Origin of the sequence: Paracoccus sp. MC1862 (assembly GCF_016617715.1) — a bacterium.
Taxonomy (GTDB): Bacteria; Pseudomonadota; Alphaproteobacteria; order Rhodobacterales; family Rhodobacteraceae; genus Paracoccus.
This window is the reverse complement of the sequence record NZ_CP067225.1, coordinates 2,721,229-2,738,784: the sequence shown is the minus strand read 5'-3', so window position 1 is coordinate 2,738,784 and position 17,556 is coordinate 2,721,229. Positions and strand designations below refer to the sequence as shown.

19 protein-coding genes are annotated in these 17,556 nt (G+C 67.9%); 7 read left to right on the top strand and 12 right to left on the bottom strand.

What is annotated here, in order from left to right; all coding sequences use genetic code 11:
- Nucleotides 1-145: 145 nt before the first annotated feature.
- Nucleotides 146-1,165, top strand: coding sequence for a polysaccharide pyruvyl transferase family protein (locus JGR78_RS13500; protein ID WP_182804154.1), 1,020 nt, complete (start codon nt 146-148; stop codon nt 1,163-1,165).
- A gap of 84 nt (nt 1,166-1,249) precedes the next feature.
- Here JGR78_RS13500 and pnp read toward each other — a convergent pair whose 3' ends face one another.
- From pnp to JGR78_RS13465, 7 genes are all read right to left on the bottom strand, one after another.
- Nucleotides 1,250-3,397 carry a polyribonucleotide nucleotidyltransferase gene (pnp, locus tag JGR78_RS13495; RefSeq protein WP_182792652.1) on the bottom strand — a complete coding sequence of 716 codons (2,148 nt, stop codon included), beginning with the start codon at nt 3,395-3,397 and terminating at the stop codon, nt 1,250-1,252.
- A 150-nt stretch (nt 3,398-3,547) separates the two neighbouring features.
- Nucleotides 3,548-4,264 carry a sterol desaturase family protein gene (locus JGR78_RS13490; RefSeq protein ID WP_182804152.1) on the bottom strand — a complete coding sequence of 239 codons (717 nt, stop codon included), beginning with the start codon at nt 4,262-4,264 and terminating at the stop codon, nt 3,548-3,550.
- Between the two features lie 138 nt (nt 4,265-4,402).
- Nucleotides 4,403-4,978 carry a hypothetical protein gene (locus JGR78_RS13485; protein ID WP_182792650.1) on the bottom strand — a complete coding sequence of 192 codons (576 nt, stop codon included), beginning with the start codon at nt 4,976-4,978 and terminating at the stop codon, nt 4,403-4,405.
- A gap of 157 nt (nt 4,979-5,135) precedes the next feature.
- Nucleotides 5,136-5,405, bottom strand: coding sequence for a 30S ribosomal protein S15 (rpsO, locus tag JGR78_RS13480; protein ID WP_182792649.1), 270 nt, complete (start codon nt 5,403-5,405; stop codon nt 5,136-5,138).
- 132 nt (nt 5,406-5,537) lie between these two features.
- Nucleotides 5,538-6,419: a calcium-binding protein gene (locus JGR78_RS18515; RefSeq protein WP_182792648.1), complete on the bottom strand. Its 882-nt coding sequence runs from the start codon at nt 6,417-6,419 to the stop codon at nt 5,538-5,540.
- Between the two features lie 77 nt (nt 6,420-6,496).
- Nucleotides 6,497-7,132, bottom strand: coding sequence for a Smr/MutS family protein (locus JGR78_RS13470; RefSeq protein WP_182792647.1), 636 nt, complete (start codon nt 7,130-7,132; stop codon nt 6,497-6,499).
- Nucleotide 7,133: 1 nt separating this feature from the next.
- Nucleotides 7,134-7,778, bottom strand: a complete 645-nt coding sequence (locus JGR78_RS13465; RefSeq protein WP_182792646.1) for a Tim44/TimA family putative adaptor protein — start codon at nt 7,776-7,778, stop codon at nt 7,134-7,136.
- A 106-nt stretch (nt 7,779-7,884) separates the two neighbouring features.
- Between JGR78_RS13465 and JGR78_RS13460 the strand changes: the two genes are divergently transcribed.
- The 3 genes from JGR78_RS13460 (at nt 7,885) to JGR78_RS13450 (ending at nt 9,669) form a co-directional block, all read left to right on the top strand.
- Nucleotides 7,885-8,394: an FxsA family protein gene (locus JGR78_RS13460; protein WP_182792645.1), complete on the top strand. Its 510-nt coding sequence runs from the start codon at nt 7,885-7,887 to the stop codon at nt 8,392-8,394.
- A gap of 55 nt (nt 8,395-8,449) precedes the next feature.
- Entirely contained in the window at nt 8,450-8,995 is a 546-nt protein-coding gene (secB, locus tag JGR78_RS13455; RefSeq protein WP_182792644.1) for a protein-export chaperone SecB, read from the top strand.
- 77 nt (nt 8,996-9,072) lie between these two features.
- Nucleotides 9,073-9,669, top strand: a complete 597-nt coding sequence (locus JGR78_RS13450) for an HD domain-containing protein (protein WP_182792643.1) — start codon at nt 9,073-9,075, stop codon at nt 9,667-9,669.
- An 18-nt stretch (nt 9,670-9,687) separates the two neighbouring features.
- On the opposite strand, the gene JGR78_RS13445 is transcribed toward JGR78_RS13450, so the two are convergent.
- The 3 genes from JGR78_RS13445 to JGR78_RS13435 all read right to left on the bottom strand — a co-directional run bounded on the left by JGR78_RS13445 (nt 9,688) and on the right by JGR78_RS13435 (nt 11,325).
- Complete coding sequence (locus tag JGR78_RS13445; RefSeq protein ID WP_182792642.1) at nt 9,688-10,017, bottom strand: H-NS family nucleoid-associated regulatory protein; 330 nt, start codon at nt 10,015-10,017, stop codon at nt 9,688-9,690.
- Nucleotides 10,018-10,087: 70 nt separating this feature from the next.
- On the bottom strand, nt 10,088-10,642 hold the full coding sequence (locus JGR78_RS13440; RefSeq protein WP_182792641.1) for an ActR/PrrA/RegA family redox response regulator transcription factor: 555 nt from the start codon (nt 10,640-10,642) through the stop codon (nt 10,088-10,090).
- A 59-nt stretch (nt 10,643-10,701) separates the two neighbouring features.
- Nucleotides 10,702-11,325, bottom strand: a complete 624-nt coding sequence (locus JGR78_RS13435; protein ID WP_182792640.1) for an SCO family protein — start codon at nt 11,323-11,325, stop codon at nt 10,702-10,704.
- A gap of 74 nt (nt 11,326-11,399) precedes the next feature.
- Here JGR78_RS13435 and JGR78_RS13430 point away from each other — a divergent pair, with 74 nt between their 5' ends.
- Together JGR78_RS13430 and JGR78_RS13425 are read left to right on the top strand one after the other, a co-directional pair.
- Nucleotides 11,400-12,746, top strand: a complete 1,347-nt coding sequence (locus tag JGR78_RS13430) for an ActS/PrrB/RegB family redox-sensitive histidine kinase (RefSeq protein WP_182792639.1) — start codon at nt 11,400-11,402, stop codon at nt 12,744-12,746.
- Between the two features lie 79 nt (nt 12,747-12,825).
- Nucleotides 12,826-14,409: a PAS-domain containing protein gene (locus JGR78_RS13425; protein WP_182804148.1), complete on the top strand. Its 1,584-nt coding sequence runs from the start codon at nt 12,826-12,828 to the stop codon at nt 14,407-14,409.
- Between the two features lie 543 nt (nt 14,410-14,952).
- Here JGR78_RS13425 and JGR78_RS13420 read toward each other — a convergent pair.
- Nucleotides 14,953-15,615 (bottom strand): YggS family pyridoxal phosphate-dependent enzyme, encoded by a 663-nt coding sequence (locus tag JGR78_RS13420; protein WP_182804145.1) that lies wholly within the window; start codon nt 15,613-15,615, stop codon nt 14,953-14,955.
- A gap of 85 nt (nt 15,616-15,700) precedes the next feature.
- Nucleotides 15,701-16,753 (bottom strand): porin, encoded by a 1,053-nt coding sequence (locus JGR78_RS13415; RefSeq protein ID WP_182804142.1) that lies wholly within the window; start codon nt 16,751-16,753, stop codon nt 15,701-15,703.
- Nucleotides 16,754-17,020: 267 nt separating this feature from the next.
- Here JGR78_RS13415 and JGR78_RS13410 point away from each other — a divergent pair, with 267 nt between their 5' ends.
- On the top strand, nt 17,021-17,497 hold the full coding sequence (locus JGR78_RS13410; protein WP_182792635.1) for a DUF3576 domain-containing protein: 477 nt from the start codon (nt 17,021-17,023) through the stop codon (nt 17,495-17,497).
- The last annotated feature ends 59 nt before the right edge of the window (nt 17,498-17,556 follow it).

Here is a 17,556-nt window from a genome sequence, read left to right as displayed (position 1 = left end):
CTGATGTGGCGGCGATCGGGCCGGTTCGGGCCGAACCATGCGGAAGTCCTGCGCCCCCGGCCCGAAGGCGCCCTGCCCCCGGGATGTGCCGGGGGCCGGGATGACCCCACCCCGGCCGCCTTTCAGCGCAAAGGAAGATCCCGCCTTGCTCCACCACCCCGCAGGCCCGTCCTTCCGCCGTGCGCTGGTCACTGGGCATTTTTCGACCGTCGGCGACATCGAGGTTCTGCACCGGGTCGAGGCCCGCCTGCACAAGCTGGGCATTTCCTTCGATATCGCGCCCTATACGCTGGACCTGCTGGGGCTTGATCCCTCCTGGGTGGACGCGGCCGGCCTCGATCCGGCCGGCTTCACCCATCTGATCGTGGTCTGCGGACCCTATGCGCCCGATTACCCGGTGAAGTTCCCGCATGTCCTTGCCCGGTTCCGGCATTGCACGCAGGTCGGGGTGAACCTGACGATGGTTGCGCCCCTGTCCGGCTGCAACCCGTTCGACGCGCTGCTGGAACGCGACAGCGACCGAATGGTGCGGCCGGATCTGAGCTTTCTGCAGGAGGTGGCGCGTGTTCCGGTGGTAGGGCTGTGCCTCGCCCGGTCGCAGCGCGAATACGGGACGCGCCAGATGCACGACATGGCCGAGCAGCGGCTGCGCGCGCTGCTGCGGCGCGGGGGCGCGGCGGTGGTCGAACTGGACACCACCCTGCCCCGTTCCGCCAACCGCACCGGGATCGGCAGCCCGGCCGAATTCGAATCGATCCTCGCGCGGTTGGATGCGCTGGTCACGACGCGGCTGCACGGCACGGTGCTGGCGCTGAAGAACGGGGTGCCTGTGCTGGCCGTGGATGCGATCGCCGGGCGCGACAAGGTCACGCGGCAGGCGGAACTGCTCGGCTGGCCCGAGATCCATGCGCTGGAAACCGCCAGCGACGCGCAGCTTGATCAGGCGCTGGCCCGCTGCCTGCAGCCAGAGGCGCGGGACCGCGCGCAGGCCTGCGCGGCGCGCGCCCGCGCGTTGCTGGCCGGTCACGGGGACGACTTCGCCGCGGCGCTGCAGGCAGAGGCCCGGCCGGAACGCCGTCCGCCGGTCGCCTCGCGCAAGGGCCGGCTCAGCCAGTTGGCCGCGCGCTGGCGGCACTGGAAACGCGGGCGGTTTCCCCGGAGGTAGGGCGCGGCATTTCCGGCGCCTGAAATGACGAACGCCCCGGCCGTTTCCAGCCGGGGCACGTGATGGGGCAGAGAAGGGGCGGGCTTACTCGGCCTGCGCCTCTTCCTTTTTCGGCTCGGAGATCTCCTCGCCGGTGTCCTGATCGACCATCTTCATGCCAAGGCGCACCTTGCCGCGGTCGTCGAAGCCCAGAAGCTTGACCTTGACCTCCTGGCCTTCCTTCAGCACCTCGTTCGGGTGCGTCAGGCGCTTGCCGGAAATCTGGCTGACATGGACCAGCCCGTCGCGCTTGCCGAAGAAGTTCACGAAGGCGCCGAAGTCCACCAGCTTGACGACCTTGCCGGTGTAAACCTTGCCTTCTTCCGGCTCGGCCACGATCGAATAGATCATGTCATAGGCCTTCTTGATCGAATCGGCATTGGCCGAGGCGATCTTGATCGTGCCGTCATCGTTGATGTCGACCTTGGCGCCCGAGGTTTCCACGATCTCGCGGATGACCTTGCCGCCCGAGCCGATCACTTCGCGGATCTTGTCGGTGGGGATGGTCATCGTCTCGATGCGCGGGGCATGGGCCGAGAACTCGCGGCGGCCTTCGGTCAGGGCCTTCGACATCTCGGACAGGATGTGCAGGCGACCGTCTTTCGCCTGCGCCAGCGCCTGTTCCATGATCGCGGGGGTGATCCCCTGGACCTTGATGTCCATCTGCAGGCTGGTGATGCCGTTTTCGGTGCCCGCGACCTTGAAGTCCATGTCGCCCAGATGATCCTCGTCGCCGAGAATGTCGGTCAGCACCGCCCAGTTGTCGGCGTCCTCAAGGATCAGACCCATGGCCACGCCCGCAACCGGCGCCTTCAACGGCACGCCTGCATCCATCATCGCCAGCGAGCCGCCGCAGACCGAGGCCATGGACGACGAGCCGTTCGACTCGGTGATCTCGGAAACAAGGCGGATGGTGTAGGGGAAGTCGGTCGCCGCCGGCAGCACCGCCTGCAGCGCCCGCCATGCCAGCTTGCCATGGCCGATCTCGCGGCGGCCGGGGCTGCCGACACGACCCACCTCGCCCACCGAATAGGGCGGGAAGTTGTAGTGCAGCAAGAAGTTGGACCGCGAGTTGCCGTGCAGCGCGTCGATGATCTGCTCGTCGTCGCCGGTGCCCAGCGTGGTCACGACCAGCGCCTGCGTCTCGCCGCGGGTGAACAGCGCGCTGCCGTGGGTACGCGGCAGGATGCCCACTTCCGAGTCGATCGCGCGGACGGTACGGTTGTCGCGGCCGTCGATCCGGGTGCCGCCGCGGATGATGTCGCCGCGCAGGATGCCCGATTCCAGCTTCTTCAGCGCCGAGCCGAGGTTCGGGTCGGCCAGTTCGGCCTCGTTCAGACCGGCAACGATCGTTTCACGCACGGCCTGGATCGCGTCGCGGCGGTCGGCCTTGTCGATGATCGCATAAGCCGCGCGCATCCCTTCCTCGCCCAGCGACTTCACGCGGGCGGAAAGCTCGGAATAGTCCGGCGACTGGAAGTCGAAGGGCTCTTTCGCGGCTGCCTCGGCCAGATCGACGATCAGGTCGATCACCGGCTGCATCTGCTCATGGCCGAACTTGACGGCGCCGAGCATCTCTTCCTCGGTCAGCTCGTAGGCTTCCGATTCGACCATCATCACGGCGTCCTTGGTGCCGGCGACGATCAGGTCAAGGCGCTGCTCGGGGTTGGACCGCAGATGGTCCATGTCGGCCACGTCCGGGTTCAGGACGTATTCGCCGCCGGCAAAGCCCACGCGCGCCGCCCCGATCGGACCCATGAAGGGCACGCCGGAAATCGTCAGCGCGGCCGAAGCGGCGATCATCGCGACGATGTCGGGGTCGTTGACCAGGTCGTGCGACAGCACCGTGCACATGACCAGGGTTTCGTTCTTGAAGCCGGGCGCGAACAGCGGGCGGCAGGGGCGGTCGATCAGGCGGGCGGTCAGCGTTTCCTTTTCGGTCGGCCGCGCCTCGCGCTTGAAGAAGCCGCCCGGGATCTTGCCGGCGGCATAGTATTTTTCCTGGTAATGGACGGTCAGGGGGAAGAAGTCCTGACCGGCTTTCGGTTCCTTGGCGAAGGTCACGTTGGCCATGACGCTGGTTTCCCCCAGCGTGGCGATGACGGACCCGTCAGCCTGGCGGGCAACCTTGCCCGTTTCCAGGGTGAGCGTTTCCTGCCCCCACTGGATCGATTTCTTCACTTCGTCGAACATCTGGTTTCCTCAGGGGCGCGCCGGCCCTCCGGCCGCCCGTGTCATATGGCGGCCCCATTGCCGCCTCCCCCAATCCTTAAGCGCGGCCGGGGGCGGGCCTCACGTCGCAGATTGACCGGGCATACAGGAAAACGGGGGGTGAGGAAAGTCTTATCCGTGGCGGCGGCCAGGCCATCCCGGCAGACCCCAGGCCTTGCGGGCGAGGACAAGCCGCAGGTCGTCGGGGTCCATGCCCAGCGACATCATGGTGTCGCGGTCATAGCGGGCGCGGGCCGCTTGCGGGTCGTGGCCGGTTCCGAACAGCCGGTCGATCCAGCCCATGCCGGCGCTGACGTGAAAGGTCGCATGGTGGTCCTGGTAGTGGTGCGCCAGATGACTGCGGGTGACGTGGCGGCCGAACCGCCCCTTCGGCAAGTTCACATGCGCGAGCGTGTGGCAGTATTCGTAGAACACATAGGCCGAGACCGACCCCACCCACAACGCCACGACCGAGAAGCCCGCCGCCGCGCCGATCCCCATGAACAGCGCCAGCGCCAGCGTGTGCAGCCCCGCCGAGACCAGAGCGAAGACCGCCGCGAACCATCGGTTGCCGCCTGTCAGCAGGTCGGGGTCGGTGGGAAACTCGTGATGGCCGATATGGTCGCGGTAAAGCTGGTTGAAAGGACCCTGCATCTGCGGCGGGCGGCGGTGATACAGGAAGCGGTGCATGGCATATTCGACAAGGAACTGCAGCGCGACGCCATAGGCCAGCGCAACCAGCAGGACCGGCTGGAAGCGGGTCACCAGCACCGCCATCCCGATCAGCCACAAGGGGGCCAGCCGCTGGAGATGTCCCATCCGGGAAACGATGCGCCAGACCTCGAACATGGCCGTCTCCTCGCAAAGCCAGTGGAACAAGGGAAGCGCGGCTGGCAGGCAGCCGTCAAGACTGGCGTGGCGTCAAGCGGAAGGCCACCTCGAGAGGCGGCCTTCGGTGGTCGTCTGGCCTTTCCGGCCCGATGTCCGTCACACGCGCACAAGCGTCCTGGGTTCGGCCGCTTCGGCGACGGGAACGGCGGCGGCAGGCCGAGAAGGGGCCGCGGATTGGGAAGCCTCGGGACGCTCGGCCATCCGGGCGATCTGCTCGATCAGCCCCAGCCTGTTTTCACGGCCAAGCGACTGGATCGCCCAGGCGCGCGCCGCGGCCTCGTCGTCGAACCCGATCGCCGGGTCCGGCACGTTGTCCGTGGCAGCCTGCGCCCTGGGCGGGATGGCGGCATCGGCGATCCAGCGGGACCCCCCCTGCGCCACCACCGGGCTGCCTGACAGGGTGGAGGCAGGCGCCCCCGCCTGCCCGGCCGAGGCCGCCGTGGTAGCGGTCATCCAGGAGGGGAAGGCGTCCCGTGCGTCCGAAGCGGCAGCGGCCTGCTGGGCGGGAGCCGACAGGTCGAACCGGACCGCGGTCTCGGCGGGCGGGGGAGCCTGCGGGCCGTTCTGCGCCTGCGGGGGCGCGTCGTTGCCCCCCTTCCTCGCCGCGTTCATGAGATGCACCAAGGCACTGACAATCTGGCCTGGCGGGGTATGGGAAATGTTGATGGGCATGATGTTCGCTCCGTTTTGTCACGAACACAGGATTTCCGCCCGGCCGTTAAGATGCCAGAAACCAATACCGGGCATTTTAAGGGTTCATGAACCCTCCCCCGGAACCAGAAACGCCCGCGGCTTTCGCTGCGGGCGTGGGGTCGGCAAGGCAAGGGCCTTAGCGGCGCAGGCCCAGACGCGCGATCAGGTCAGTATAACGCGCCTCGTCCTTGTTCTTCAGGTAATCCAGCAGCTTGCGTCGCTGGGCGACCATCATCAGAAGGCCACGGCGCGAGTGGTTGTCCTTCTTGTGGGTCTTGAAATGCTCGGTCAGCGTCGCGATGCGCGAGCTGAGGATGGCCACCTGCACCTCGGGCGAGCCGGTGTCGCCGGCTTTGGTGGCATATTCGCCCATGACGCGGGCTTTTTCCTCGACGGTGATCGACATCGGGGACTCCTGTTTGCAAAAGGGTGATGGCGCAGGCCGGGATGTCGTCCAGCACAGGCCCATGGAGGTCATCCGCCCGAATCGCCGGAACGGATGGGCGCGTATAGGCGAAGTTTGCGCCGAAAGAAAGCCTCAGGCCGCGCGCAGACCGATCTGCGCGGCGTCGAGTCCCGCGGCGTTCAGCACATGGACGACCGCCGTGCCGTTGAGGCGCACATAGGCCGAGCCATCGGGTTGCGGGTCCAGCGTGACAAGGGCTTGTTCCAGATCGGTCCTGGAAAGAACCAGATCCAGCCGGTCATGCGCGGCGTCGAAATCGCCCAGCGTGGCGGGCGGCTGGCCCGCGATGCGGTCGGCGGGAAGCTCGAACAGGTCGTTGCCCGCCCCGCCCTCCAGCCAGTCATCGGCGGCGCCGATCAGCGTGTCGTCGCCCTCGCCCCCGTGCAGCCAGTCGCGCTCGGCATCCTCGTCATCCGCGATCAGCAGGTCGTCGCCCGCGTCGCCCGACAGGTCGTCGGTGCCCGCCCCCGCTTGCAGCGTGTCATTGCCCTCGCAGCCCGACAGCCAGTCGGCGCCATTGCCGCCAAGCATCAGGTCACCGCCCTCGCCGCCGATCAGGGTGTCGTCGCCGGAACCGCCATCCAGGCGGTCGTTGCCGCCTTCCCCGGCCAGCAGATCGTGGCCCGCACCGCCCAGCAGGGTGTCGTTGCCGAAACTGTCCAGCGCGTAATCGCCATGGATCACGTCGTCGCCGTCGCCGCCCGACACGAGGTCATGGCCGCTGCCCGCCCGGATGTCGTCGTCGCCCCCCGCCCCGTCGATGCAGTCGTCGCGCTCGAATCCTTCCAGCCATTCGCCGGCATCCGAACCGGTGATCGGCTCGGGTCCGGGTTCGGGCAGGTCCGGCTCGGCTGCGGGATCATCCTGATCGTCCTGATCATCCCCGCCGTCCGAGGTCAGGTCGAAGGCGAAGGCCAGCATCATCACGCTGGCAAGCGAAAGCAGGACGAGCATGCGGAAGCCCCGGTCAGAACGCGGCAACGGCCGCCGGACCTTCCTAGCCGCGAATCAGCGGGGCGGATATGCAAAGGTTACGAAAGGGTTAAGGCGCGCCTGCCCCCCCGTGGGCGGCGCAGCCAGACGTAATAGGCCCCGCCGCCGCCATGGCGGACATGGGCCGGGACGACCTGCAGCACGGCAGGCGAAACCGGCGCCATCTGCAGCCAGTGCGGCACCTCGTGGCGCAGTGCGCCCGAACGGAAGGGCAGCGGCCCGTGGTCGCCCCTGCCCTTGCCGGTGATGACCAGCACCAGCCGGTGGCCCACCGCCTGCGCGCCCAGGATGAAGCCGGTCAGTTCCGCCTTGGCCACCGCCAGGGTCATCCCGTGCAGGTCGATCCGCGCATCCGGCCGCATCTTGCCGCGCGTCAGCGTGCGGTGGGTCTTGGCGTCCATCCGCAGCGGCTGCGCGGCGAGCCGCTCGGCCGTGGAGGGCACGACGGCGACATGGACCGGCGGCGATGGCCGGTCCCGCCCGAGGCTGAAGTTCTGAGGCAGGGCGGCGGGGCGCGGCGCGGGTGCCGTGAGCGCAGGCGGCGCGGGTTCAAGGGGCGGCGCCACGATCCGCCGCCGCTCGGTCGCGGCCATGGGGGTCACGCTGCGCGCGACTTGTGCCCACAGCGCCTTGTCATCCTCGGACAACCCGCCCCGGCCGCGGCGGCGGGACATCTCAGGCGGTCGCGACCAGTTGCCAGTTCGGGTCGTCCTGACCCATCCGGCGAGCAAAGGTCCAGACGTCGCGCTGCTTGCGCGCGGCCTTGGGATCGCCCTCGACCACATTGCCCGCGGCATCGCGATGGACAGCGATCAGCTCGCCCACGAAGCGGACGGAAATCTCGCCGGTGCCGCTTTGCGGATCGAAGCTCGCCCCCTGCAGACCGGTCTCGCGGGTGCCGAGATACTGCACCTCGGTGCGGATGCCCTGCGCCTGCCGCTGCTGGATCACTCCCTCGAAGGCCTCGGCCACCTGCGGGGCAAGGAAGGGGCGGACCTCGGACAGGTCGCCGCGCTCGAAGGCGGTCAGGATCATCTCGTAGGCCTGACGGGCGCCGGCAAGGAAGGGGCCCACGGCAAAGGACGGCTCGGCCCGCTGCATCGCGGTCAGCGCCTCGGCGGCGGGGGTGCCGGGCTCGGCATGGTCCAGCACGTCGCTTTCCTCGGGCGCGGGCGCCGCCACGGGGGTGGGCCGGCTGGCCTGGATCGGCTGCGGCGGACGCTCGAACCCCTCGCGTGTGCCGAGGACATTCCGCAGGCGCATGATGAGAAAGACGGCGATGGCCCCCAGCACGATGATCTGTAGCATCGTATTCGACATTATCCGCGTGCGCCCCTGGCGTTAGGTCTGGTCTGATCTGAACGTCTGATTATGTAGGTGGCAGAACCCGCCAAGTCCAGTTGCGGGCCGATCACGAGGTTCAACGATGTGGTTCCTGATCCTGTTCGTCATGTGGCCGATCCTCGAGATCGCGCTCTTCATACAGATCGGCGGCGAGATCGGGGTCGGCGCGACCATCCTGTGGGTGCTGTTGTCGGCGGTCCTTGGCATCTGGGTGATGCGCCGGCAAGGGGCGGCTGCGATGGCCGACCTGCAGCGCGCGGTCGAGGAGTTCCGCGACCCCGGCCAGCCCCTCGCCCATGGCGCGCTGATCATGCTGGCGGGCGGGCTGCTGGTGCTGCCGGGCTTCTTCACCGACGCGCTCGGCATACTGCTGCTGATCCCGCCGGTGCGGGGACTCGTGCTGCGGACGCTCGGCCGCAGGGTGCGGGTCACGCAGGCGGGCTTCGGCACCGGCCGCCACGGCACCCCGCGGGGCCGGCCCATGGTGATCGACGCCGAATATGCCGTGGTCGAGGACGAAGACCCGGACGGGCCGCCGCCCGCGCTGCCGCCGCGCGGAACGCGCCGCCCTTCCGGCTGGACGCAGCATTGAGCGGGGGCGGCCGCGATGCTAACAGGCGCAGGAACCGCTGACGCGAGGATGGAAGATGACTGACGAGACCACGAACGGCGCCGCCTCCGGCGCAGCCACCCCGCAGGCCCAGCCCGGCCAGCCCGCTGTCCGCCTGAACATCCTGGCCCAGTTCACCCGCGACCTGTCCTTCGAGAACATCGTCGCGCAGAAGGGCCTCGGCGGCGATGTCTCGCCCGAGATCCAGGTGCAGGTCAGCCTCGACGCCCGCAAGCGTCAGGTCGAGCATCAGTACGAGGTGATCTGCAAGTATCGCGTGACCTCGCAGAACGCCTCGGACAAGGCCAAGCTGTTCCTGTGCGAACTGGACTATGCCGGCGTCTTCCACATCGAGGGCGTGCCGGAGGAGCAGATGCACCCCTTCCTGATGATCGAATGCCCGCGGATGCTGTTCCCCTTTGTCCGCCGCATCCTGTCGGACGTGACCCGCGACGGCGGCTTCCCGCCCTTCAACCTCGACCCGATCGACTTTGTGGCGCTTTACCGGCAGGAGGCCGCGCGCCGGGCGCAGGCCGAGGCGCAGTCGGGCGCCGAACGCCCGCAGGGCCAGCCCCTGTCCTGAGCCATGCGCCGTAATCGCCTGACCGGGCCGCCCTGCGTGGGGCGGCCTTTTTCCATCCCTTTGCGGGAGAGCCGCTGATGGCGCGTGCAAGGGCATGGCAGCGGATGCTGTCGGGCCGCAGGCTGGACCTGCTGGACCCGACGCCGATGGATGTCGAGATCGGCGACATCGCCCACGGGCTTGCCTTTGTGGCGCGCTGGAACGGCCAGACCCGCGGCGACTGGGCCTATACAGTGGCCGAGCATTCGCTGCTGGTCGAGGAGATCCTGTCCCGTCTCAACCCCGGCATCGCGCCGCAATGGCAGCTTGCGGCGCTGCTGCATGACGCGCCGGAATATGTGATCGGGGACATGATCTCGCCGGTCAAGGCGGCGCTGGGTCCGGGATACCGCGAGATGGACACCCGCCTCGCCGCCGCGATCCACCGCCGCTTCGGCCTGCCGGCGGCGATCCCGGCGCCGGTCAAGGCGCAGATCAAGCGGGCCGACCGGATCTCTGCCCGGCTCGAGGCGGTCGAGATCGCGGGCTTCACCCCGGCCGAGGCCGACCGCCTGTTTCCTCTGCGCCGTGGCGCGACCACGGACGGGCTGAGGATCAGGCTGCGCCCGCCTGTCGAGACGCGCGCAGCTTTTCTGGATCGCTTCGCCGCGCTGACCGCCCGCCTGGACGGCTGACCCCGGCGCGGCGTCCTGTCAGGCCAGCAGGTCTTCCAGCGACCTGCCCGCCTCGATCTGCTCGATCACCCAGCGCGGGCGCCGGCCGCGGCCCGACCATGTCTGGTTGGGATCGTCGGGGTGAGCGTATTTGGGCTGGCCTTCGTTGGCCGCCGCGGCGCCACGGCGGCCGCGGCCCCCGGCGCCTGTCAGTTCGGACAGGTTGAACCCCATATCACGGGCGGTCCGCTCAAGCGCGGCCATGGCTTCTTTCCGGCGGCGGGTTTCGTAAGAACTGATCGCCTTGTCGATCTGGGTGCGAAGCGCCCGCAGATCTTCCAGCGACATCGAGTCCACGTCGAGTTCCAAATTCCATTCCTTTCGCGCGAAATGCGGAGCACTGAATGACAAATAACGTTTCTCCGCGCAACTGCAATATTCAGCGCGGCCCGCGCTTGGCCAAAATTCTCTGCAATGTCCGGCGATGCATATGCAGCCGCCGCGCCGTTTCACTAACATTGCGGTCGCATTGCTCGAACACGCGCTGGATATGTTCCCAACGCACCCGGTCGGCGGACATCGGGTTTTCAGACGGAGGCGGCAGTGCCGAGGCCTGTGCCAGCAGCGCCGCGGTCACTTCATCGGCATCGGCGGGCTTTGACAGGTAATCGGCCGCGCCCATCTTGACCGCCGCAACGGCGGTCGCAATCGCGCCATATCCCGTCAGCACGACAATGCGGCAATCCTCGCGCCGGGAACGCAGCGCGTCCACCACATCCAGGCCGCTGCCATCCTCAAGTCGCAGATCCACAACGGCATAGGCGGGCGCGCGGGCCGCCACCTTGTGGCGCGCAACTTCCACGCTGGTCGCAATTTCCGTGCGAAATCCGCGCCGTTCCATTGCCCGGGCAAGCCGGGTCACGAAAACCTCGTCGTCATCGACCAGCAGAAGGCTGGGATCGTCGCCAATGCCGGTCGTATTCTCTGCGTTCATCCTGATCTCGCTGCAATGGCCGTTTTCATGATCCGTATCCTGCCGATCCAGCAACCGGATCAGGCCGCCTCGACAAAACAGGCAATTTGATCGGCCATCTGCTCCGGGCTGGTATCGCGGGTAAAGAACTCGACCGTGCCATGGCCGGGAAGAACAAGAAAGCTGTTTGTCGTATGATCAACCAGATAGCTCTCCTTGTCTTCTTCATCGTTCAGACGGAAATACCCGCGCCAGGCGCGGCTGACTGCCGTCACCTCCTCGACGCTGCCGGTAATTCCCAGCATGTCGGGGTGCATCGCATCGGTGAAGTCGCGCAATTGTTCGGGGGTGTCGCGGGCGGGATCGACCGACATGAACACCGGCTTCACCGACATTCCCCGCTCGCTCAGGATATCCGCGGCGCCGGCATTGCGCGCCGAGTCCATCGGGCAGACATCCGGGCAATAAGTATAGCCCATGTAGAAGATCGAGGGCCGGTCGAAAACCTGGGCATCCGTCACCCGCGCGCCGTTCTCATCCGTCAGGATGAAGCTGCCACCCAGCGCTTCGATGCCGCCGGCCACGTTCGAACGGCGGCACTGCGCAAACTGATCTCCCGATGCCGGACGCAGCCACAGCCATCCAGTCAGCAGCACCAGCACCGTGGCAAGAAGCCCCAGCATCATCAATCGGCGTTCCGTCATGGGTCGATCCTCTTCATTGCCGCGTCGCGTTCCGGTGGCTATCAAGCGCGGACCACCAAGGCGAGGGCGACATCATGCCACCGAAGTCCCAAGGGCGCCACGAGCCTTTGCCCGGTGCCGCCCGGCCAGGGCTGCGGCGGCTGGCCGGCGCCGGTCCCATCCGGCCCCGGCGCCTGATCACCGCGCGCTGGATCGCGCTGGCAGGCCAGGCGGCCGCGGCGGCGGGCGCCTGGGGACTGGGGGCGCGTTTCCCGTTGATGGCGGTCCTGCTGGTGCTGGCGGCGGCGATCGCGATGAATCTGCTGCTGACGGCGCGAAGCCGGCCTGTCGACGCGCGCCATGCGCTGGCGCAGCTTGTCTTCGACACGCTGCAGACGGGGGCGCTGCTGACGCTGACCGGCGGCATCGGCAACCCCTTCGCCCTGTTCGTGCTGGCGCCCCTGACCATCGGCGCGACGGTGCTGCCGTTGCGCCACATCCTTGCGCTCGCCGTGGCCACGACGGCCATGCTGATTGCGATGACGGCGCTGGCGGTGCCGCTGACCTTCCTGCCCGACATGGCCCCGCGCCCCGAGATCGCCTTGCATGTCGGCCGGGTGCTTGAGCTGTTCATCGGCGGGGCCTTCTTTGCGCTCTGCGTTTATGGCGTCTCGGCCGACCTTCGCGCGACCTCGGACGCGCTGGCGGCCACGCAGATGGGGCTTGCCCGAGAACAGCGGCTGCAGCATCTGGGCGGTGTGGTCGCCGCGGCGGCGCACGAGATGGGCACGCCCCTGGCCACCATCAAGCTGATCGCGGGGGAATTGGCCGACGAGTTCGCCGACCGCCCCGAGATCGCCGCCGACCTCGCCGAACTGCGCCGCTCGGTGGACCGCTGCCGCGACATCCTGCGCGGGATGGGCCGCGCGGGAAAGGACGACCTGCTGCTGCATTCGGCGCCCTTGGCCGACGTGCTGGGCGAGGCCGCAGGTCCCCACAGCCAGCGCGGCGTGCGGATCGCGATGGATCTGGGCGCGGCCGGCGCGCTTGCCGTCCAGCGCGATGCGGGGCTGATCCATGCGATCCGCAACCTGATCCAGAATGCCGTCGATTTCGCCGCCGCCCAGGTCGAGATCAACGCCAGCCGCGCGCGCGGGCGGATCACCGTCGAGATCCGTGACGACGGTCCCGGCTACCCTCCGCATCTGCTGGGCCGCTTGGGCGAACCCTATCTTTCCACCCGCAAGGCGGGATCGGCGGCGGGTCCCTACGAAGGCATGGGGCTTGGTCTGTTCATCGCCCGCACGCTTTTGGAACGCAGCGGCGGGACGGTGGCCTTCTTCAACCGGGACGGTGCCGTGGCACGGGTGTCTTGGCCCGAAGACGCGATTCTCGCCGATGACCGTGCGGCGCTTGGTCCCAATCCGACAATCACCGATTGAACGCATGGGGCTCGCGGCTTAACCCTTGGTTAAGGCGGAGGATGCTAGCAGGGTCGCCGAACAGACGCAGAAGGCGGCCATGGACGACGCGATCACGGTGATGATGGCCCTTGCGGCAGGGGTGGTCTCGGTTCTCATCGGGCTTGCGCTGGCACATCGGATCGGCGGTCCCCGGCACTCGCCCCGCGCGGGGACGCGCGCCCGCCCCGAGGCCGAGCCGATAGCCTTTCTGTTCCGCAACCGCCAGCTGACCGACGCGACCGGCTCGGCGCGCACCCTTCTTGACGTGCTGCCAGGCGAAGGCGATTGGCAGAAGCTCTGGCTCTGGCTCTGCCAGCGTTTCGATGATCCCCAGCGGCTGCTGGATGTGGCGGCGGCCGAGGGCACGGCCACGCTGGGCGGCGCGGGCATGTCGGTCCTGCGGCTGACGCTGCAGGACCTGGGTGACGGCCTGACCCGGGTCGAGGTCGTGGACCCCCGGCTGGAACACGCGGCGATCGCCGTCAATTCCCACTCGCTCGCCGCCATGGAGGACGAGCTTGAGGTCTTGCGTGAATCGGTCGACCGCGCCCCAGTGCTGATCTGGCGCGAGAATGCGGAAGGCGCCGTCACCTGGGCCAACGCCGCCTATCTGGCCGAGGCCGAGGCGCAGTTGACCGGCGAGGTGCGCTGGCCGCTGCCGCGTCTGTTCACCCTGCCGCAGGAAACGGGCGGCACCCCCCGCGCGCAGATCGGGGGCGACGACCAGATGCGCTGGTTCGATTGCCACCTGCAGCCGGGCAACGGTCACCGCACGATCTTCGCGGTGCCCGCCGACAATGCCGTGCGGGCCGAGCGCAGCTTGCGCGAGTTCGTGCAGACGTTGACCAAGACCTTCGCTGACCTGCCCACCGGCCTTGCGATCTTCGACCGCGACCGGCGGTTGCAACTGTTCAATCCGGCGCTGATGGACCTGACGGGCCTTTCCATCGGCTTTCTGACCGCCCGGCCGACGCTTTACGCGTTGGTGGACGGGTTGCGCGAATTGCGGATGGTGCCCGAACCCAAGGACTATGCAAGCTGGCGCAACAGCATCGCCACGCTCGAGGCCGAGGCCGCCTCGGGCCGCCATGTCGAGACCTGGTCGCTTCCCGGCGGCCAGACCTATCGCGTGACCGGCCGGCCCCATCCCGACGGCGCCATCGCCTTCCTGTTCGAGGACATCACCGGTGAGATCGCGATGACTCGCCGCTTCAGGGCCGAGCTGTCGCTGGGGGCCGAGATCCTCAATGGCATCGACGCGGCGGTTGCCATCTTCGACGCGGATGGCCGGGTGCTCAGTGCCAACCGGGCGTTTGACGGCACATGGGGTCCGAAGGCCGCCGACAGCCTGCGCGGCTATCTCGAGTTGTGGCGGCGGATCGCGGCGGACAGCCCCGGTTATCACAGCCTGTACGCGGCTCTGGGATCGGAACGGGCCGAGGGTCCGCTGCAGGGCGCCATCGCGGGACCCGACCGCGTGATCCTGTCCTGGCGGGTGCGCCCACTGTCCGCCGGTCGCCGCATGGTGCAGTTCGTTCCCGCGGTGGCAGGCGGGCTGCCGGGCGACATGGCCCTGCCGCTTGCAGGGCGGGATGCGGAGGACGCGATCAACCGTCCCCTGCGCGCGGCCGCAGGCGCCTGAGAAAGACCCCCTTCTGGGCCTTCATGACTCGACGCGGCAAGGGGGATGCGGATGAGCCGGGCTGATGCCTCGGGGCCATCTGTCCGAGAAAGGATGCAGCCTGCCGGTTTCGGGCCAAACGAGGCGGCAGCAAGGACCAAGGAGGCTGGCCTCCAGGATTGAAAATGATGCAGGCACGGCCCGGAGAGCCCCCTGCCATAGCCCATGAACGCCCTCCTGCAGCCGACGCTTACTGCGCTACAGACCGGCGGGCCTCAATCGCTTCCTCAGGCTGCCTGCTTCAGCCGTGCCTTTCAATTGCACGGCCTTTCATCTGTTTCGCCTCGTTGGTGCGCGCGAATGCGGAGCCGCCGGGCGGGGCGATTTCCAATGCCCGTTCCAAGCCTTCATGCCGCCGTCCCGATTCCTGTCGGCAGGCCGGCAGCCACGCCCTTGCGCGGGCGCGGCAGCGAAGCCCGGACTGCGGCTGCACGGGTCAGACCTGCTGCCAATGGCGGGCGATCCTGCCGAGCCGCGCTGGTGACGATGCCCCGTCAGGTCGCCTCAGCCGTCCGTGCCTGCGGGCCTTGCGCCGAAGATGGCGCTGCCGATCCGGACATGGGTCGCGCCCTCGGCAATGGCGGTCTCGAAATCGCCGCTCATTCCCATCGACAGGTCCGAAAGGCCGTTCCGGCCGGCAATGTCCCGCAGCAGGCGGAAATGCGGTGCGGGATCTTCTTCATCCGGGGGAATGCACATGCAGCCCGCAAGCGGCAGGTCGAGGCCCCGGCACATGGCGATGAACGTGTCCGCCTCTGCAGGCGGGATGCCGGCCTTCTGCGGCTCGTCGCCGGTGTTGACCTGCACGAACAGCCGGGGCGCGCGGCCAAGCTCCTGCACGATCCGCCCCAGCCGCCTGGCCAGCGAGGGCCGGTCGAGGCTGTGGATCGCGTCAAAGGTCTCGACCGCGGCGCGGGCCTTGTTGGACTGCAGCGGCCCGATCAGGTGCAGCTCGATCCCGTGCCGCCCCTCGCACAGCGCGGGCCATTTCCGCTGCGCCTCCTGCACATAATTCTCGCCGAAGACGCGCTGCCCGGCGTCCAGCGCCGTCCGCACCCGGTCATCGGGTTGCAGCTTGCTGACCGCGATCAGCGTCACCCCCGCCGGATCGCGGCCCGCCTCTGCCGCCGCCGCTGCAATGCGCTGCCTGATTTCGCCAAGGCTCATCACCGTCCCTCCTGCGATCAGGGGGTCGCAAATGAAAAGAGCGGGCGCAAGGCCCGCTCTTTCCAGTTTACGATCCGGTAGCGGATCAGAAGTTGAAGCGAACACCCATGTCGGCGGACACGCGCTCCTGATAGTCGCGCTGCAGCGACGCGCCCAGACGGGCACCGCCGAGGTCGTAGTTGACGCCGATACCCAGAGCGATATCGGTTTCTTTCTGCGACCAGTCGCCGTCGTTGTTGGCGACATAGGCTTCGATGTTGGTCAGGCCGTCGGCCAGGGTGTAGTCGCCATACAGGGTGACGGTGTTGCCCAGGTCGTCGATGACGTTCACGAAGTCCGCATTGCTGGAGTCGGTGCCGACGATGCCGCCGACATCGCCGTTGTCATAGAAGTTCAGGCCGATGCGGGCGTTTTCCATGACCGCGTAGCGGGCCCCGACGAAGAAGACGTCGTGATCGTCCCAGCCGGCGGCGTTCATCGACGCGGCAGCCGACAGTTCCAAGCGATCGTTCCACTTGTAGTCGGCGCCGATGCTGAGCTCTTCCTTCTGGTTGAGCTCAATCGGAAGGCCGGTATCCGGATCGATTCCGTCGGTGGCTTCCGCAGCGCCCGACTGGCTCGGGTCGACATAGGAGGCGCGGACCGTCAGCGCGTCAAACGAATAGCGCAGGCCGATCCCCAGCCGGTCATCATCGGCATAGGGCGAGCTTTCATAGGCGAAGAAGGCGCCCAGCGGGTTGCCGCCGACCGAACGGTCGGTATAGCCGAGTTCCGTCGCATAGACCAGGCCGACGGTGTCCATCGCGGTGTCGACGTTGCCGATCTCGACGGTGAGGCCCTGGGTGGTGATCCACAGCTTGCCGGCGTTGGTCGAGGCGTTTTCGCCGCGGGTGGCGTTGCCCTGGTCCCACTGCAGCCGGAGGCGGCCGCCGAATTCCAGACCGCCGTCGGTTTCGGTCGTCGCGTCGAGGTTCATCCGCAGGCGCGAGATGACCTGCGAGTCATTGTTGCCGACCGTCTGGATACCGTCTTCGTAATAGATCACGCCGGTCCGGCCGTAGCCCGAGATCGTCACGTCGGCAGCCGCGACGCCAGCGGACAGCATCACTGCGGTCGTGGCGAGAAGAGCCTTTTTCATGATTCCGTTCCCTCTTGTCTCATTCGTCCCCAAGGCGGCATGAACCACCCTGGGTGTGAGCATCTTGTTCCCCCTTCCACCCTTGCGATGCAACGACTTACCCCCTTCCGAGGCTTTTCGGCATGGCTGTGATGCACCCCGGCCACAGTCATCCTGCCGGAAAGGACAAGGTGCCGCCCAAGGCCTGCGGACCCGCGAAGCTGGCGACTTGTGGCAACGCCACGATCCGCGCTAAAGCAGGGCCAAGCCGAGGAACGGGGGACGCCCATGAAGACCGCACGCGCCGCGACGCTGGCGACCGCGATCACGCTTTGCGCCGCGCTTGCCGCCTGTGGGGCCGGCGGAAACCGGGCCCGGACCGCCGCCGCACCCGTCGATCCCGACATGCGCAACGAGACCAACACGATCTGGGACGTGTTCGGCAACCGAACCGACACCAACACGGCCGTCGCCGTGAACCGCTATCTGTGGAACGCGAGCCTCGAGGTGCTGAACTTCCTGCCGATCCAGTCGATCGACCCCTTCACCGGGGTGATTGTGACCGGCTACGGCACGCCGCCGGGCGGGGGCCGGGCTTACCGCGCGACGATCAAGGTCTCGGACCCGGCGCTGGATGCGCGCAGCCTCAAGGTCGCGCTGCAGGGGACGGGCGGCGCGGCGGTCGCGCCCGACACGGTGCGGGCGGTCGAGGACGCGATCCTGACCCGTGCCCGGCAGCTGCGCGTCCGCGACGGGCAATTGTAAGCCGCTGGACCTGTCCCCCTTGCAGGGCTAAACCCGTCGGGCATTTCACCGCCCGGAGT

Bases quoted from the DNA above. Each gene is read 5' to 3' on its own strand.
- JGR78_RS13460 (WP_182792645.1), top strand. From the start codon at position 7,885: ATGTGGTTCCTGATCCTGTTCGTCATGTGGCCGATCCTCGAGATCGCG.
- JGR78_RS13440 (WP_182792641.1), bottom strand. From the start codon at position 10,642: ATGAACGCAGAGAATACGACCGGCATTGGCGACGATCCCAGCCTTCTG.
- JGR78_RS13470 (WP_182792647.1), bottom strand. From the start codon at position 7,132: ATGTCCCGCCGCCGCGGCCGGGGCGGGTTGTCCGAGGATGACAAGGCG.
- secB (WP_182792644.1), top strand. From the start codon at position 8,450: ATGACTGACGAGACCACGAACGGCGCCGCCTCCGGCGCAGCCACCCCG.
- JGR78_RS13410 (WP_182792635.1), top strand. From the start codon at position 17,021: ATGAAGACCGCACGCGCCGCGACGCTGGCGACCGCGATCACGCTTTGC.
- JGR78_RS13415 (WP_182804142.1), bottom strand. From the start codon at position 16,753: ATGAAAAAGGCTCTTCTCGCCACGACCGCAGTGATGCTGTCCGCTGGC.
- JGR78_RS13435 (WP_182792640.1), bottom strand. From the start codon at position 11,325: ATGACGGAACGCCGATTGATGATGCTGGGGCTTCTTGCCACGGTGCTG.
- JGR78_RS13450 (WP_182792643.1), top strand. From the start codon at position 9,073: ATGGCGCGTGCAAGGGCATGGCAGCGGATGCTGTCGGGCCGCAGGCTG.
- JGR78_RS18515 (WP_182792648.1), bottom strand. From the start codon at position 6,419: ATGCTCGTCCTGCTTTCGCTTGCCAGCGTGATGATGCTGGCCTTCGCC.
- JGR78_RS13465 (WP_182792646.1), bottom strand. From the start codon at position 7,778: ATGTCGAATACGATGCTACAGATCATCGTGCTGGGGGCCATCGCCGTC.
- JGR78_RS13430 (WP_182792639.1), top strand. From the start codon at position 11,400: ATGCCACCGAAGTCCCAAGGGCGCCACGAGCCTTTGCCCGGTGCCGCC.
- JGR78_RS13490 (WP_182804152.1), bottom strand. From the start codon at position 4,264: ATGTTCGAGGTCTGGCGCATCGTTTCCCGGATGGGACATCTCCAGCGG.
- rpsO (WP_182792649.1), bottom strand. From the start codon at position 5,405: ATGTCGATCACCGTCGAGGAAAAAGCCCGCGTCATGGGCGAATATGCC.
- JGR78_RS13425 (WP_182804148.1), top strand. From the start codon at position 12,826: ATGGACGACGCGATCACGGTGATGATGGCCCTTGCGGCAGGGGTGGTC.
- JGR78_RS13420 (WP_182804145.1), bottom strand. From the start codon at position 15,615: ATGAGCCTTGGCGAAATCAGGCAGCGCATTGCAGCGGCGGCGGCAGAG.
- pnp (WP_182792652.1), bottom strand. From the start codon at position 3,397: ATGTTCGACGAAGTGAAGAAATCGATCCAGTGGGGGCAGGAAACGCTC.
- JGR78_RS13485 (WP_182792650.1), bottom strand. From the start codon at position 4,978: ATGCCCATCAACATTTCCCATACCCCGCCAGGCCAGATTGTCAGTGCC.